The organism is Pseudoalteromonas sp. PA2MD11 (assembly GCF_017808125.1).
Classification (GTDB): Bacteria; Pseudomonadota; Gammaproteobacteria; order Enterobacterales; family Alteromonadaceae; genus Pseudoalteromonas; species Pseudoalteromonas simplex.
In genome coordinates this window covers 22,479-38,428 of sequence record NZ_JADKNF010000027.1, presented here as the reverse complement: position 1 = coordinate 38,428, position 15,950 = coordinate 22,479, and the positions used below count along the sequence as shown (strand labels likewise).

At 41.8% G+C, this 15,950-nt stretch carries 13 protein-coding genes, 1 tRNA gene and 1 pseudogene; 10 read left to right on the top strand and 5 right to left on the bottom strand.

What is annotated here, in order from left to right:
* Nucleotides 1-75 precede the first annotated feature (75 nt).
* Nucleotides 76-1,785: pseudogene (locus tag ISP07_RS19990) on the top strand (insulinase family protein); the annotation flags it as partial.
* A 35-nt stretch (nt 1,786-1,820) separates the two neighbouring features.
* On the opposite strand, the gene ISP07_RS19985 reads toward ISP07_RS19990, so the two are convergent.
* Nucleotides 1,821-2,762 (bottom strand): sensor domain-containing diguanylate cyclase, encoded by a 942-nt coding sequence (locus ISP07_RS19985; RefSeq protein ID WP_054551215.1) that lies wholly within the window; start codon nt 2,760-2,762, stop codon nt 1,821-1,823.
* Nucleotides 2,763-2,908: 146 nt separating this feature from the next.
* On the opposite strand from ISP07_RS19985, the gene ISP07_RS19980 reads away from it, so the two are divergent.
* Nucleotides 2,909-3,070: a hypothetical protein gene (locus ISP07_RS19980; protein WP_209328680.1), complete on the top strand. Its 162-nt coding sequence runs from the start codon at nt 2,909-2,911 to the stop codon at nt 3,068-3,070.
* A gap of 159 nt (nt 3,071-3,229) precedes the next feature.
* Here the strand turns inward: ISP07_RS19980 and ISP07_RS19975 are convergent, their stop codons facing one another.
* Nucleotides 3,230-3,547, bottom strand: coding sequence for a helix-turn-helix transcriptional regulator (locus ISP07_RS19975; protein ID WP_209328679.1), 318 nt, complete (start codon nt 3,545-3,547; stop codon nt 3,230-3,232).
* Between the two features lie 3 nt (nt 3,548-3,550).
* Entirely contained in the window at nt 3,551-3,952 is a 402-nt protein-coding gene (locus tag ISP07_RS19970) for a hypothetical protein (protein ID WP_209328678.1), read from the bottom strand.
* Nucleotides 3,953-4,293: 341 nt separating this feature from the next.
* Between ISP07_RS19970 and cysE the strand changes: the two genes are divergently transcribed.
* Together cysE and ISP07_RS19960 are read left to right on the top strand one after the other, a co-directional pair.
* Nucleotides 4,294-5,118, top strand: a complete 825-nt coding sequence (gene cysE, locus ISP07_RS19965; protein WP_138599624.1) for a serine O-acetyltransferase — start codon at nt 4,294-4,296, stop codon at nt 5,116-5,118.
* Nucleotides 5,119-5,138: 20 nt separating this feature from the next.
* Entirely contained in the window at nt 5,139-5,795 is a 657-nt protein-coding gene (locus tag ISP07_RS19960) for a hypothetical protein (protein WP_209328677.1), read from the top strand.
* A 2-nt stretch (nt 5,796-5,797) separates the two neighbouring features.
* Here the strand turns inward: ISP07_RS19960 and xseA are convergent, their stop codons facing one another.
* Nucleotides 5,798-7,132, bottom strand: a complete 1,335-nt coding sequence (xseA, locus tag ISP07_RS19955; RefSeq protein ID WP_209328676.1) for an exodeoxyribonuclease VII large subunit — start codon at nt 7,130-7,132, stop codon at nt 5,798-5,800.
* Between the two features lie 134 nt (nt 7,133-7,266).
* On the opposite strand from xseA, the gene guaB reads away from it, so the two are divergent.
* From guaB to rimI, 5 genes are all read left to right on the top strand, one after another.
* Nucleotides 7,267-8,736 carry an IMP dehydrogenase gene (gene guaB / locus ISP07_RS19950; protein WP_054551225.1) on the top strand — a complete coding sequence of 490 codons (1,470 nt, stop codon included), beginning with the start codon at nt 7,267-7,269 and terminating at the stop codon, nt 8,734-8,736.
* A 100-nt stretch (nt 8,737-8,836) separates the two neighbouring features.
* Nucleotides 8,837-10,414, top strand: a complete 1,578-nt coding sequence (gene guaA, locus ISP07_RS19945) for a glutamine-hydrolyzing GMP synthase (protein WP_054551226.1) — start codon at nt 8,837-8,839, stop codon at nt 10,412-10,414.
* Between the two features lie 146 nt (nt 10,415-10,560).
* Nucleotides 10,561-10,637 (top strand) — tRNA-Trp (locus ISP07_RS19940).
* Nucleotides 10,638-10,705: 68 nt separating this feature from the next.
* Nucleotides 10,706-11,008, top strand: a complete 303-nt coding sequence (locus ISP07_RS19935; RefSeq protein ID WP_209328675.1) for a hypothetical protein — start codon at nt 10,706-10,708, stop codon at nt 11,006-11,008.
* On the top strand, nt 10,995-11,441 hold the full coding sequence (rimI, locus tag ISP07_RS19930; protein WP_209328674.1) for a ribosomal protein S18-alanine N-acetyltransferase: 447 nt from the start codon (nt 10,995-10,997) through the stop codon (nt 11,439-11,441). Before ISP07_RS19935 ends, rimI begins: the two co-directional genes overlap by 14 nt.
* On the opposite strand, the gene ISP07_RS19925 is transcribed toward rimI, so the two are convergent.
* Nucleotides 11,438-14,092 carry a hybrid sensor histidine kinase/response regulator gene (locus ISP07_RS19925; RefSeq protein ID WP_209328673.1) on the bottom strand — a complete coding sequence of 885 codons (2,655 nt, stop codon included), beginning with the start codon at nt 14,090-14,092 and terminating at the stop codon, nt 11,438-11,440. The genes rimI and ISP07_RS19925 overlap by 4 nt on opposite strands.
* 251 nt (nt 14,093-14,343) lie before the next feature.
* Between ISP07_RS19925 and prfC the strand changes: the two genes are divergently transcribed.
* Entirely contained in the window at nt 14,344-15,927 is a 1,584-nt protein-coding gene (gene prfC, locus ISP07_RS19920; RefSeq protein WP_054551232.1) for a peptide chain release factor 3, read from the top strand.
* The last annotated feature ends 23 nt before the right edge of the window (nt 15,928-15,950 follow it).

Below are 15,950 nucleotides of genomic sequence, written 5' to 3'. Positions count from 1 at the left end.
AAAATCCGATGACCTGTGATCATCGGATTTTGATCCTATTATGCCAAATGTCAATTGCTTAACTGATCGGCATTGAACCTAAAATACAGCTTTATTAATGGTCTTGATTCATCGCAGTCAATCGCTTCAACACTTGCAAGCTACATGCACTTTGAGCGTGACCCTGAAGTGATTAACCAACTTTATGCCACGGCTGATAGCATCACGCCAGAAGATATCAAAGCGGTAGCAAACAAGTACTTTGTTGATTCAAGCCGTACCACGGTGACAATGTCGGCGCTTGATAAAGTGGCTGGTTTTGAGCAAGAAGTTGATTTAAATGCGGCAGTTGCCAGTATTGAGCAAGCCCCAACAGAGCGTCACTTTAAAGTACTTGATAAAACAAATAGCTCACCATTGGTTGATGTGAACTGGTTATTCAATACCGGTGCAGCGGCTGATCCCCAAGGCAAAAAAGGCTTAGCGGCATTAACAGCTGCAATGCTAGCGCAAGGTGGCTCAGAAACGATGAGCTACAAAGATATTCAAAAAGCGTTATACCCACTAGCGGGAAGCTTTGGCTATCAAATCGATAAAGAGATGATTTCTTTACGTGGTCGTGTACACAAAGACAATGCAGCTAAGTGGTATGCACTTGTTAGCGACCAGATGTTAAACCCAGGCTTTAGAGAAGATGACTTCAAGCGCTTGAAAAAAGAGCTTATTGATAGCATTAAAGCAGGCCTTAAAGCATCTAATGACGAAGAGCTAGGCAAAGAGGTGCTTTACCATCAGCTCTATAAAGGCCATCCGTATGAAAGCTATAACTATGGCGACTTATCAGATCTTGAAGCGCTGACGCTTGACGATGTAAAAGCGTTTTATGCTAATCAGTTTACTCAATCTAAGCTAACTGTGGGTTTAATTGGTGCGATTCCGGGTGATGTTAAATCGACTATGATGAAAGATTTAACATCGCTTCCGCAAGGTAAAGAAAGCCGCTTAACGATCCCTGATGCGCCAGAACTTAAAGGTCATCATGCAACGATTGTTGAAAAATCAGCGCAATCTACCGCTGTGTCATTTGGTTTCCCAATCGATACAATTCGTAGCAGTGATGACTGGACTGCGCTTTGGTTAGTGCGTTCTTACTTTGGCGAACACCGCAGCTCAAACAGCTTCTTGTATCAGCGTATTCGTCAAACCCGTGGTATGAACTATGGTGACTATGCATACATTGAGTACTTCCCACGCGGTATGTTCCAAACTAAACCTGATGCTAACTTAGGTCGTTCAGAGCAAATTTTCCAAGTATGGTTACGTCCGCTTCGTTCTAATAACGATGCGCACTTTGCAACACGTACGGCATTATTTGAACTTGATAAGCTAATTAAAAATGGCATCAGCAAAGAAGATTTTGAAGCGACTCGTAACTTCTTAATTAACTTTGTGCCACAAATGGTTGCAAGCCAAGACCGCCAATTAGGCTATGCCCTTGATAGTGAGTTCTATAACACAGAGAGCTTTGTTGACTATGTGCGTGGCAAGCTTGAAAAGCTAACCCTTGATGATGTTAACCGTGTTATTCGCGATAACCTGCAAACAGAGAATATCCACTATGTGTTTATTACTGGTGATGGCAAAGACATGCAAAAACGCTTAGCTTCAGAGCAAACATCACCAATGGTGTATAACGCTGAAAAACCAGCAGAACTTGTTGCTGAAGATAAAGTCATTGCAGACTATAAGCTCGCAATACCAGCAAAAAATATTAAAGTACTTGATGTCGAAAAAGTATTTCAGTAATAACTGGATAAACAAGCTCTAATCAATGCCCCTAATTAGGGGCATTTTTCTAGGTTTAATGGCTCGATGTTATCAGCAACCACAAGTTGATTTCGCCCTGCTTCTTTTGCTTGATAAAGCGCGCTATCAGCCATTTCAATGAGTAATATGGCATCACTATCGCTACTAGGGTAAATAGTAGCTAAACCAATACTAACCGTTAATGGATGACCTGTAAGTTCAGCTAATTGTAATTTACTGATCATATCTATTAAGCGTGTTACTAGACTTTGTGCTTGCTTACTTTGTGTATTGCCAAGCACCAGTACAAACTCTTCACCACCGTATCTGGCGCACAAGTCACCGGGCCTGCGAGTAAATTCAGGCAGTAGTTTTGCAACTTCTTTTAGACAGCTATCACCAACTAAGTGACCAAATTTATCATTTAGCGTTTTAAAATTATCAAGGTCAATCATAGCTAACGAAACAGGTAAATTTAATCTCGAGCAACGACTCCATTCTTGTAAAATAAAACTATCAAAAAATCGTCTATTAGCTATTTGTGTTAGGCCATCAATTCTAGCAAGTTGTTGGACTTGTTGTTCAGCAAGCTTTCTTTCGGTGATATTTAAGTGACTTATAACGATAAAACGCTGATTATCATAAAATAGAGAAGCTGCTCGCATTAAAAACCAGCGCTTTTCCATGTCGCTATGGCATGGATATTCAAGATAGAACTCTTCGCACTGATGGTTAATTACTTGTTTTATTCCATTAAACGCTTTTGCTCCAAACTCATCGTTTTGGCAAGCCGCTGACCTACAAATTGCGAGGTAGTTTTGTTGTTGCCATTGCTCATTGCACGCACAGTTATTTTGTTCGCCAAATGTTTGCCAGCTGCGATTTACAAATTTGATATCGCCTTCGGCGTTGATGACAACAATATGCTCAGGGAGAGTATCGAGTATTAACCTTAAAAATTCCTTTGACTCAAGCACACCAATTCCTGCTTTACACTTTTCTAAAGAGTAGCAATAAATTATTAGATTGCATGGTTAAAAGTAAAAAAGAGTGTGATTGAATAAATTTTACAGATGATAACTTACGAAGATTTATGTGTAGTTTAATTTATTCATGCTCCTCAGTGAGTAAGTTAAGTATAACTTTAGAAGCATTTGGGTCTGAAGTGATCCATAAGGGAAGAACCTTATGCACGGTTATTGCGAATGTTTATAAATCTGATGCGCCAGATATACCTGTTGCGTTAGCTACTGCAACCTTTAATCGCTATCAATTAAAGCAGTAACATGAATACAGCCCAGCCGTGATGTAGCTGGGCTCTATATTGACCTATTATCAACTAAAGTAGTGAGCTAACTTTAACAGCTAGCGCAAAGAGTATGGTTGTTATTACAAAGCCGATAAGTGTAGTGTGGCCGCGTTGTTCTTTGGTCATCTTTCACTCCTAAAAAATAACTAATACTGTTGCCATACCAAGGGCAAAACTGACAAACGAAGAAGCCGCTACGATTGCAGCGAGATTTTGCTTACTCACTGCATGTGTTGTGGTTGGTTCAGATACTTCGTCATCGAGCTTAATGAGCTCACCTTGGCGTACTTCAAACACTGCACATAGACTCATGGTAGTTTCTTTTGATGCCGCGCCTTCTTTTTCAACTCGTTGAATGGTACGTAAGCTTACATCACAGGCATCTGCCAATTGTTGCTGCGTCCAATCGAATTTAAGTCTGAGTGCTTTTATTGTATTGGGGTTCAGTTGCATTACTTACTTCCCAAGAAATGGTTCAATAAAAGTAACAACTGCATAACCTGATATTGCGCCACCAAGAAAACAGCCCAGGGTAACCAAAGCCACTTGTTTTGGATTATCAGTAAGTGAGGTTTGTGTGCTCTGTTTAACTAACTTGCCAGCTTTGTAAAACGAACATTCAAGCTTGCCGGTAAGTATATTTTGCATCGCAAAATCGACTGCATAAGCATTACCTTGGTAGTTAAAGTCGTGACGACTTTTAAAGCCAAAGCTGCGCTTTTCACTAACCAATTCGTCGTTTACATATATTTTTTCTTTACCACTCATAATGTGACCAAAGCATGCGATTTGGTTGTCACCATCTTGAAAGTAAAATTTATAACCTAGTTTATGTGAGTTTAGTACGTCGTTTTTCATCATCGTTTCCTTGTTAAGTTGATGATGTAAATTTAATGATTATTTTTGTTTTTTACGCCGTCAGCGATATGTCAGTGCCTATTTTGGCATATGACAGATAAGATGTCATATCTGTTTTGTTATTGAAAAATAAGCACTTTAGCTGGGTTTTTCTTGCGGCGTACGAGTTTGCTACTGTCATATGTGGTTGGCTAAAAAGCACAGCAAAAAGAGTAAAAATAGGTGTAGTTACTCTGGTTATTAGATATAACCAGAACAAATAAATAACGGGTTAGTACATCTTGCTACAAATCCGTTAAACTTAAAGCTTAGCAGTTAGGTACAACCAGAAAGGCAATATTATGCGTCATGAAATTTGGCAAAAGCTTCGAGAAGAAGCAAACGAAGTCGTTTCCCGTGAACCGCTTTTAGCAAGTCACGTTTATTCGTGTGTGTTAAATCATGAATGCCTAGGTTCGGCGCTCAGCTTTATTGTCGCTAATAAGCTTGCTGATGCAGTAGTATCGGCGTTTACTATCCGCGAATTATTTGACCAAGCCTTTGTTAAATGTGACCTAATGCTGACGCATGTGGCTCATGACATAAAAGCAGTTAAAGATCGTGACCCTGCGGCCGATAGTTACTTAACTGTTATTCTGAATCTTAAAGGCTTCCATGCAATACAAGCACACCGACTCGCAAATTGTTTATGGCAACAAAACCGCAAAGAGCTTGCTCGCTTCATTCAGAGCAGAACCTCAGAAGTATTTGGCGTTGACATCCATCCTGCTTGTAAAGTTGGTCATGGTATTATGTTTGACCATGCAACTGGGATTGTAATTGGTGAAACAGCAGTTATTGAAGATAACGTCTCTATTTTACAGTCTGTAACCTTAGGTGGTACAGGTAATGAGCAAGGTGACCGCCATCCGAAAATTCGCGCCGGTGTATTGATTGGTGCGGGTGCTAAAGTACTGGGTAACATCGAAGTAGGAGAGGGGGCACGTATTGGTGCAAACTCTGTCGTGTTAAGTGCGGTTCCAGCGCACACAACTGTGGTTGGCGTGCCAGCTAAAGTGGTTGGCAAACCGAGCTGTCCCTGTCCTGCCGAAAGCATGAACCAAAACTTTTTAGACGATAGTACCACTACCGCTAGTAATGCCTCCCACACCAGTGCTATGTTGTAGTTTTACACTTTAAAAGAGCAATGGAATTGTCTAAATTATCCTTCGGATTAGCTGTTGCAGCGTCATTTATTTGTGGCGCTGTCACTATGTCACTTTTTCAATCAAACCCACAACAACAGCCGCAAACTTATCAGCAACAATTTGTTGAAGAACACATAGCTCAAGCACCAGAGCAGCAAGCCACTGCTGTAGCGCCTGTTATTAATAAACAAGTCGCTGAAGTGAATTCAAATAGTTCAGCAATTGTTAGTAAAAGCGATCTTGAGCAACAAGTAGCAGAGCTTAAGTTGCAAGTCGAAAACCAACAAGCGGTGATTGCCAGTTACCGTTCAAGTGCAATACCTCCACAACAAATCGATTCGCATCTAGATGAGCTTTATACCTTGCTAGAAGAGCAATCTCGGGATGAGGCATGGGCCTACCAAGTTGAAACAGCCATGAGCGATTTTTTAATCATGGCAGACTTACCAGTGCAACCACAGCTGAGTGTCTCTACATGCAAAAGCTCGGTGTGTCAGTTTAAGCTATTGCAACCTGAGGGGAGTGATGACTTGCCAAGTCATTATTGGCGTAACATGACCGATAAGATGATGGAACAAAGCTGGTGGAAGCAATTTAAATTTACCTCCACCACCTCAAGTGACGATAGTCTAACCATTATTGCAAGCACGGAGTAATTTTATACAACTTTTGATTGCAGTTGACCATCAGCAAGCTCGGTAGTGATAAGCTCACCAGAGCTTACATCGTTAACTGATTTTACAACGCCACCGTGCTGATTTTTAGTAATGCTGTAACCACGCGCTAACACACTAAGCGGACTCACAGAATCTAAACGGCTCGCTTGTAAAGAAAGCTGGTTTCGAGAACTTGAAAGTTGCTGTTGCATCGCTTGTGTAAGGCGGGCGTGTAATTGCGCCAGTTGATGCTCGCTTTTCGCTAACTGCTTTTCGGGTGAGCGTTGCATTAAGCGTGGTGTTAAGTTAGCAAGTACTCGCTCATATCGCTGGATTTTACTACTCATCGCGCCATGTAAGGCTAAACTAAGCTCATCTAACTTTTGTGCTTGTTGATTGAGCTGATTACGGGGATGGCATAGCTGCAAGCGATGCTCAAATTGAGTGGCAGTACTGCGTTTTACAGCTAAAGCGTGTTTAAAGGCATGATTTAAGTGCCTAACTAACTGCGTAACTTTGTTATGTAGCTCTTCGGTATTTGGACTAACTAGCTCGGCGGCTGCAGAAGGTGTTGCGGCGCGAATATCGGCAACATAATCACTAATTGTGGTATCGACCTCGTGACCAACGGCGCTAACAATAGGTAAGCGACTTTCAAAAATAGCGCGAGCTAGTTGCTCATGGTTAAAACACCACAAATCTTCGAGTGAACCACCACCACGACCTAATATAAGCACATCTACTTCGTTGCGCTGATTGGCGATGTTTATTTTTTCTATTAATTGGCTGTGGGCATCTGCACCTTGCACCATCGCTGGGTAAATCACGACTTCAAGCTGCGGAGCACGGCGTTTAAGTACCGTTAGAATATCGCGTATAGCCGCACCTGTGGCTGAAGTGATCACCCCAACACGGTTAATATTAGTTGGTAATGGCTTTTTGTGGGCTGAGCTAAATAGACCTTCGGCAGCTAAACGCATTTTAAGCGCATCAAATTCTTGTTTTAATAAGCCTTCACCTGCAGGGGCCATATGCTCAACAATCAGCTGATAATCACCACGAGGTTCATATAAAGATACGCGGGCACGCACAGTTACTTGTGCACCATTGCTCGGGCGAAAAGTTTGGCCGCGATTATTGCCACGCCACATTGCCGCTTTTACCTGTGCTCGGTCGTCTTTTAAAGTGAAGTACCAGTGTCCAGATGCAGGGGCTATAAAGTTAGAAATTTCACCATTTAAGATAAGCGATGAAAAGCCTTGTTCTAAAACATGGCGAATTTCCTTATTTAGGCGCGAGACCGTGTAAACAGGCTGTGTTGAGTGCGTAAAAGCCATTAAAAACCCCAGTAAAAAATTCTCTGCGTACTTTAACACAAATAAATGAATAATTTTATTTACTCATGCTCATAACGCTGATAAAATTTGGCCGCAATTCCTTATACTCAGATCCACATGTGAGAAGTTGCACTATGCTAAGAATCGCTAAAGAAGCTCTTACCTTTGACGACGTACTTTTAGTACCAGGTCATTCTACTGTTTTGCCACACACGGCAAATATTTCAACTCGCTTAACGCGTGGTATCAATCTTAACTTGCCGCTAGTTTCAGCATCTATGGATACTGTAACAGAAGCACGCTTAGCGATTGCTCTAGCGCAAGAGGGCGGTTTAGGTTTCATCCACAAAAACATGACAATTGAAGAGCAGGCTAAAAACGTTCGTAAAGTTAAAACTTACGAAGCGGGCATTGTTTCTTTCCCTGTTACTGTGACTGCGGATCTTACAATTGCGGATGCTATCGCGCTTTCAGAAGACAAAGGTTTTTCAGGTTTCCCTGTAACCGACGCTGACAATAACCTTGTTGGTATTGTGACAAGCCGTGATATGCGTTTTGAAACGAAACTTGAGCAACCTGTTTCTACAGTAATGACGAAAAAAGAATCGTTAGTGACTGTTAAAGAAGGTGCAGACCGTGATGAAATCTTAGGTCTAATGCACGAGCACCGTATTGAAAAAATTCTCGTAGTTGATGATGCATTTAAACTGAAAGGCATGATCACTGTAAAAGATTATCAAAAAGCACAAGACAAGCCGCATGCATGTAAAGACGAGCAAGGTCGTTTACGTGTAGGTGCAGCTGTTGGTGTTGGCGCAGGTACTGATGAGCGTATCGCAGCCCTAGTTGAAGCAGGTGTTGATGTATTACTTATCGATACATCACATGGCCATTCACAAGGTGTTATCGACCGTGTTGCACAAACACGTCAAGCATACCCAGACCTACAAATCGTAGCAGGTAACGTTGCAACAGCTGAAGGCGCGATTGCCCTTGCTGATGCGGGTGTTGATGCTGTTAAAGTTGGTATCGGCCCTGGTTCTATCTGTACTACTCGTATCGTAACAGGGTGTGGTGTTCCACAAATTACTGCTATTTCTGACGCAGTTGAAGGCTTAAAAGGCCGTGATATTCCTGTTATTGCTGACGGTGGTATTCGTTTCTCTGGTGACATCGTAAAAGCACTTGTTGCCGGTGCATCATGTGTAATGGTGGGTTCAATGTTAGCCGGTACTGAAGAAGCACCGGGTGAAGTTGAGCTATACCAAGGTCGTTACTACAAATCATACCGTGGTATGGGTAGCCTTGGTGCGATGGACCAAAAAGAAGGTTCATCAGACCGTTACTTCCAAAAATCGAACGAAGCAGACAAACTTGTTCCTGAAGGTATCGAAGGCCGTGTTGCTTATAAAGGTCCTATCGCGACAATCATTCACCAGCAAGTGGGTGGTCTACGCAGTGCAATGGGCTTAACAGGCTGTGCAACAATTGAAGAGTTAAATACTAAACCTCAATTTGTTCGCGTTACTTCAGCGGGTATGGGTGAGTCACACGTTCACGACGTGCAAATCACTAAAGAAGCGCCAAACTACCGCTTAGGTTAATTACCTTAAGGTATTGAAATTACATGGGCTAGCATTTGCTAGCCCTAATTTATTGATCATCTCCCTTTGGGAGAGCAGTTCCTGACTAACGAGATACTCCATGAGCAAAGACATTCACGATTCACGAATTCTCATTTTAGATTTTGGTTCGCAATACACACAGTTAATCGCACGTCGTATACGTGAGATTGGTGTTTACTGTGAGCTATGGGCATGGGATGTAACTGAAGAGCAAATCCGCGAATTTAATCCACAAGGTATTATTTTGTCGGGTGGCCCTGAGTCTACAACACTTGAAAACAGCCCACGTGCTCCTGAGTATGTATTTAACGCAGGCGTGCCAGTACTTGGTATCTGTTACGGCATGCAAACAATGGCAACGCAACTAGGTGGTAGTGTACACAGCTCTGATAAGAAAGAGTTTGGTTATGCACAAGTTGAAAAAGTAGGTAACTGTGCGTTATTCGATGCTATCGAAGACCACATTACTGACGGCGGTGCAGGCGTACTAGACGTTTGGATGAGCCACGGCGATAAAGTGATGGAAGTACCAGAGACTTTCAAAACAACAGCTAAAACTTCAACATGTCCTCATGCTGCAATGTCTTGGGAAGAAAAACGTTTTTACGGCGTACAGTTCCACCCAGAAGTAACTCATACTCACCAAGGTTTACGTTTACTTGAGCGCTTCGCGATTGATATCTGTGGCTGTGAAAAGCTATGGACACCAGCAAAAATCATCGACGATGCGATTGAGCGTATTAAGGAAACTGTTGGTGATGACGAAGTTATCTTAGGTTTATCAGGTGGTGTTGACTCATCTGTTGTTGCCATGCTTATTCACCGTGCAATCGGCGACAAGCTAACGTGTGTATTCGTTGATAACGGTCTTCTTCGTTTAAACGAAGGTCAGCAAGTTATGGATATGTTCGGCAACAAGTTTGGCCTAAACATTGTTAAAGTAGATGCTGAAGATCAATTCTTAGCAGACTTAGCAGGTAAGTCAGACCCAGAAGATAAGCGTAAAGCGATTGGTCATACCTTCATTAAAGTATTTGATGAGCAAGCTAAAAAGCTGAAAAGCGCTAAATGGTTAGGTCAAGGTACTATCTACCCAGACGTAATCGAATCTGCTGCATCAGCAACAGGTAAAGCGCACGTAATCAAGTCTCACCACAACGTAGGTGGATTACCAGACGACATGGAAATGGGTCTTGTTGAGCCGTTACGTGAGCTATTCAAAGATGAAGTACGTAAAATTGGTCTTGAGCTTGGCCTACCTTACGACATGCTTTACCGTCACCCATTCCCGGGTCCTGGTTTAGGTGTTCGTGTACTTGGTGAAATCAAGAAAGAGTACTGTGATTTACTACGTCGCGCAGATGCTATCTTCATTGAAGAGCTACACAAAGCTGAGCTATACCATAAAGTAAGCCAAGCCTTCACTGTATTCTTACCAGTTAAATCGGTAGGTGTAATGGGTGATGCGCGTAAATACGACTGGGTTGTATCGCTACGTTGTGTAGAAACAATCGACTTTATGACAGCACGTTGGTCACACTTACCTTATGAGTTCTTAGGTGTGGTTTCTAACCGTATCATCAACGAAATCGATGGTATCTCACGTGTTGTTTACGATATTTCAGGTAAGCCACCGGCAACAATCGAGTGGGAATAATTTTATTATTCTGACCTGAATTGGTACAAAAACGACGAATTAGCTTGCTAATTCGTCGTTTTGTTTATTTAAGAAGCAGTTAAACTAAAAACTGTGTTTTTTTACTTTACCTTTGAAAAAAGCTCTATATAATTCGTCGTCATTGCAGGGGCGTAGTTCCAATTGGTAGAACAGCGGTCTCCAAAACCGACGGTTGGGAGTTCGAATCTCTCCGCCCCTGCCATTTCTTCCTTCTTTACTTTAATCGCAAATCTCCCTATATTACTTGCTCTTAATCATGATTGAGTTGTTATGAATCCAAGTTACGCTGCGATATTCTCTGTACAATCTTTAGAGTTGAATCAACACTATCGAACTGCGCCTGATACTTCTGGCGAACAGATACCAAACACTCAACAAGAAACACTGACGCTACCGTTACAGTTTCACCAAGACCTCGAAAAAGCATTTGCGCCGTTAGTAATTACCCAAATCGTTAAAGCAGCAAATATTAGCTGGCAAGAGGGCTGCTTAGGCTTACCAAGCGATAAGCTGAATGGCGAACAGAAAAAACAACTTTGGTCTTTAATCGGTGAACAACTTGATAAGCTTTAAACCTGTCGATGCAACCTATATTAGCCAGTTAATGGCTATCGAAAACGCCTGCCATAGTCACCCTTGGACAGAGAAAACCATGCTGTCGTGTTTAGCTGGGCGTTATTTTAACCTGGCCGCTTTTCAAGGTGATGAGATGCTAGGTTTTTATATTGGTGAACAAGCGGGCCCAGATTACACTTTAATGGATATTTGTGTTGCGCCGAAGTACCAAGGGCAGGGCATTGCTAAGCAGTTGTTAAATGCCTTTATTGCGCACGGCGAGCAGCACCAAGCCGAAAACCTATTTTTAGAAGTGCGTGAGTCTAATGCACCCGCTATTGGCCTGTATGAAAGTGCTGGCTTTTCACATATGTCGGTGCGCAAGAACTACTATCCAACCGCAACAGGCAATGAAGACGCTATTTTGATGGGGATGAGCTTTAGCCTTTAAGATGCTTCTTCAAGGGCATTGATAAGTGCATCGTAGCATTGCTCTACCTGATCAGTTTGATTACTGCGTAGCGCATTTTCAAGCTGACCCGCAGTCTTGTGAATAGCTTCAAAACTAAAACACCCCGCACTGCCTTTTAAGCTGTGTGCTAATGAACGTAGCGCTTCCCATTCTTTAGCACGATACAACTGCACGACTTGGCTTAAATAATCAGGTAGTTTTGAGCGATAGTTGTCGTTAATTTGTTGAAACTTCTCACTTTTCAGTAAGTTTTCCCACTTGTTTTGACTGTCTTTTTCGATATGTAAGTAGCTTACAAGTACTTGCTCTAGGGCATCTTTGTCGATTGGTTTGGCGAGTGCTTCATCACAGCCCGCTTCAATATAGGTATCAACATCGGTCTTCATTACATTGGCCGTAAGCGCAATAATAGGGCCATCATAGGCTGCGTGACGTAGCATTTGCGTTGCTTCTAAGCCACCCATGACTGGCATCTGCATATCCATGATGATCAGCTGATAATCATTAACTAATGCCATTTCTACTGCTTCTGCACCGTTTTTCGCGATGTCAGGCTCAAGTCCCCAAGTTTGTAACAATAGTTTGATCAGCAACTGGTTATCTGGGTTATCTTCGGCCACTAGTATATTGGCATCAAAGCTATTCGCTGCGAATGAAAGCTGAACGTCTTTACTTGGTGAGAGTTGCTCGTAGCTATGAATAAACGCCTCTGCTTGTAACTGCTCGGGGTTTAAATGAGCAGCAACTTGTATGGTAAAACAACTGCCGTTTCCAGGTTCACTAATAAGCTGTACATCACCGCCTAGCAACTGGGCTAAGTTCTTTGAAATACACAAACCAAGACCTGTACCGCCAAAGCGGCGAGTTGTCGTCGCATCGGCTTGTTCAAACGGTTTGAATACCCTTTCAACCTCACGCTCTGACATACCAATACCTGTGTCTTGAATCGCAAACTCTAAATGTTGTTTATTGCTGTTGTAGCTAATATCAATCGAGATGCTGCCTTTCTCAGTGAACTTAACTGCGTTGCTGGCAATATTGATCAAGATTTGTTTTAAACGTGTGGTATCGCTATTAATGGTTTTGGGTACTGGTAGTTGGTAGTTAATATTAAATGTAAGTTGTTTTTCATTAGCCAGTGGGCGAATAATTGAATCAATATCATGTATAAGCTGCACTACATTACATGGTCCGCGTTCAACGGCGAGTTTTTCAGCTTCTATTTTTGATAAATCAAGAATGTTGTTAATAAGCTCAAGCAAGTGCTTAGAGTTACGTAAAATAGTGCTTAAATGTTGCTCATCATTCACCGCATCTTTGTTGTGCAGAAGTTGCTCTGTAAAGCCCATAATTGCGGTAAGTGGAGTACGAATTTCATGACTCATATTCGCTAAAAAGCGGCTTTTAAGTTGGTTTGCTTGTTCAGCTTGCGCAATGGCTACTTCTAGCTTGCTGTTCATTGCTTCGAGTGCTTTCGTTCTGCTCTCTACTTTTTCTTCTAGGTGATGTTTATATTCTTCAAGCTCGTCTTGGTAATGACGAATTTGGTTCACCATGTGATTAAAATCGTTGAAAAGCACGCCTACTTCATCGTTTGTGTGGGCTGGCAAGTACACAGATAAATCACCATCACCAACCCGATGACTTGCCGCACCTAATAGTTCAACTGGGGTCAGCAGTAAGTTGCGTACTACAATGTAAATAAGAATAGGCAGCGAAATCACAGAAATAATAACTATAAGTGCTGTGATTAAACTAATGGCTTTACCTGACTGGTAAAGTAAATCTTTAGGGGTGGTTGAGATCAAATAATCGCCATCAGTCATTTCAACTGCGTAAATTATGCGTTCTTCTTTATCAATACTTGAAAGTTCGATATTGGCAAGTTTGCCGTAGTTAGCGAGTTGTTTAATTTGCTCAAGCTCATATTCACTTAAATAATTGCCGCGTAAGTCATAGTCGGAGCTAAATAAAATCTGCCCCTTAGTCGTTAAAAATAAATTTAGCGTATTATTAAATGGTGCTTCTAGAATACTAGCATTCAATATCGATGGTTCAACATGGACAACAATAAACCCCAGTTGCTGCGGCTGTTTTAAGTAGTAATCAATATTATAAATGGGGTGCACAAAGTAGAGGCTAGTAGAGCCATCTTCTTTGGGGATCATGAATTGTTGCTGGCGTAAATTCGATTGTAGCACTTGATCAAAAAACGGGTAACTTTTAGGTGCTGGAGTTAATTGACTTGAATAAAATGCATCGCTTTTACCGTCTGGGGCAACATAATTAATGCTAACAATATCTGGGTAAGCTTCTGAATAGCTTGCAAATACATTCATCAACTCGCCAAGACGTTCAATGTATTGGTTTTTTGAGTCAGGTTCGCGGGCTAAAAAGTCTGCTAATACAGGAGAGGTTGAGAGTAGCTTAGTAATCGAGTGAAATGAGTCAATGTAATTAAAGATTTTTTGTTGCTGTTGCTCAACAAAGCGACTGACAATAAGTTCAGCTTGTTTTTTTGTTGAATTGGTCACATTTGTTAATGTAAAGCCACCTAAAAACAATAAAGGTAAGATCACTAATGGTGTGATATACCACAATAATCGAATACTGAGCTTACTGGTTTTCATGACCTAAATTGACATCCCTCCGTGCAATTTATCAATAGTATGCGTTACAACTTGATTACACAAGCCTAGCAAAAAAGTGAACAACGAAAATACCCAACTAAAAGGGAGTAATTACTCGCAATCGCTGCTTTTTTGGCTAAGACAAACAAGGTATAATGCTCGACAATTCTATTTTATTTTTACAGTGCGCACCGAGCTTTATAATTTATAAGGCAGTTAAGTGCGCTTTGTTATGACTAAAAGCAGCTTACATGTCTAATTTAACTACCGAAATTAATAAACGACGCACCTTTGCGATCATCTCGCACCCGGATGCGGGTAAAACCACGATTACAGAAAAAGTTCTGTTATTCGGACAAGCGATTCAAAAAGCGGGTACCGTAAAGGGTCGTGGCTCAAACCAGCACGCAAAATCAGACTGGATGGAAATGGAAAAAGAACGTGGTATCTCGGTAACTACGTCTGTTATGCAATTTCCTTACAATGAGCGTCTAGTTAACTTACTTGATACTCCGGGACACGAAGACTTCTCTGAAGATACTTATCGTACACTGACTGCGGTTGACTCATGCCTAATGGTCATCGACGCAGCGAAAGGTGTTGAGGATCGTACTCGTAAATTAATGGAAGTAACACGCTTACGTACCACACCTATCGTAACTTTCATGAATAAGTGTGACCGTGATATTCGTGATCCAATGGAGTTATTAGACGAAGTTGAAACTGAGCTAAACATTGCCTGTGCGCCGGTAACTTGGCCGATTGGTTGTGGTAAAGAGTTTAAAGGTGTGTATCACATCCACCGTGAAGAAACGATTTTGTATAGCACAGGTCAAGGCCACACAATTCAAGAAGTTCGCGTTATCAAAGGTTTAGATAACCCTGAGCTTGATACTGCGATTGGTAGCGAACTTGCTGAGCAGCTTCGTGAAGAGCTAGAGTTGGTAATTGGTGCATCACACGAGTTTGATTTAGATCTGTTCTTAGCGGGCGAACTATCACCAGTCTACTTTGGTACTGCACTTGGTAACTTTGGTGTTGACCATGTTCTTGATGGCTTAACTGAGTGGGCTCCTGCGCCATTACCACGCGAAACAGAAGACCGCCAAGTTGCGGCAACTGAAGATAACTTCTCTGGTTTCGTATTTAAAATCCAAGCGAACATGGACCCTAAACACCGTGACCGTATCGCCTTTATGCGTATAGTATCTGGCAAATATAGCCAAGGTATGAAGATGAACCATGTGCGTATTGGTAAGCAAGTGAGTATTTCTGATGCGGTAACCTTTATGGCTGGTGATCGTGAGCGAGCGCAAGATGCTTACGCAGGTGACATCATTGGTTTACATAACCACGGTACAATTCAAATTGGTGATACCTTCACGCAAGGTGAGAAAATGAAGTTTGGTGGTATTCCTAACTTCGCGCCAGAATTATTCCGTCGTATTCGCTTAAAAGATCCATTAAAACAAAAGCAATTGTTAAAAGGCTTAGTTCAGTTATCTGAAGAAGGTGCTGTGCAAGTATTTAGACCGCTTATTAATAACGACCTTATCGTTGGTGCGGTCGGTGTACTACAGTTTGACGTAGTTGTTGCGCGCTTAAAAGCAGAATACAACGTTGATGCGATTTACGAAGGTGTGAGTGTTAACACTGCACGTTGGGTAAGCTCAGACGATACCAAAAAGCTTGAAGAGTTTAAGCGTAAGTGCGAAAGCAACTTAGCGCTTGATGGTGGCGATAACCTTACTTATATCGCGCCAAGCCGTGTAAACCTAAACTTGTCGATGGAACGCTATCCAGACATCAAGTTTAACCATACGCGCGAAAACTAATACGCTAAGTCTGCTTCAAATTT

Coding starts and splice junctions, on each gene's coding strand:
- ISP07_RS19975 (WP_209328679.1), bottom strand. CDS start 3,547: ATGCAACTGAACCCCAATACAATAAAAGCACTCAGACTTAAATTCGAT.
- ISP07_RS19970 (WP_209328678.1), bottom strand. CDS start 3,952: ATGAAAAACGACGTACTAAACTCACATAAACTAGGTTATAAATTTTAC.
- cysE (WP_138599624.1), top strand. CDS start 4,294: ATGCGTCATGAAATTTGGCAAAAGCTTCGAGAAGAAGCAAACGAAGTC.
- ISP07_RS19960 (WP_209328677.1), top strand. CDS start 5,139: ATGGAATTGTCTAAATTATCCTTCGGATTAGCTGTTGCAGCGTCATTT.
- xseA (WP_209328676.1), bottom strand. CDS start 7,132: ATGGCTTTTACGCACTCAACACAGCCTGTTTACACGGTCTCGCGCCTA.
- guaB (WP_054551225.1), top strand. CDS start 7,267: ATGCTAAGAATCGCTAAAGAAGCTCTTACCTTTGACGACGTACTTTTA.
- guaA (WP_054551226.1), top strand. CDS start 8,837: ATGAGCAAAGACATTCACGATTCACGAATTCTCATTTTAGATTTTGGT.
- ISP07_RS19935 (WP_209328675.1), top strand. CDS start 10,706: ATGAATCCAAGTTACGCTGCGATATTCTCTGTACAATCTTTAGAGTTG.
- ISP07_RS19925 (WP_209328673.1), bottom strand. CDS start 14,092: ATGAAAACCAGTAAGCTCAGTATTCGATTATTGTGGTATATCACACCA.
- prfC (WP_054551232.1), top strand. CDS start 14,344: ATGTCTAATTTAACTACCGAAATTAATAAACGACGCACCTTTGCGATC.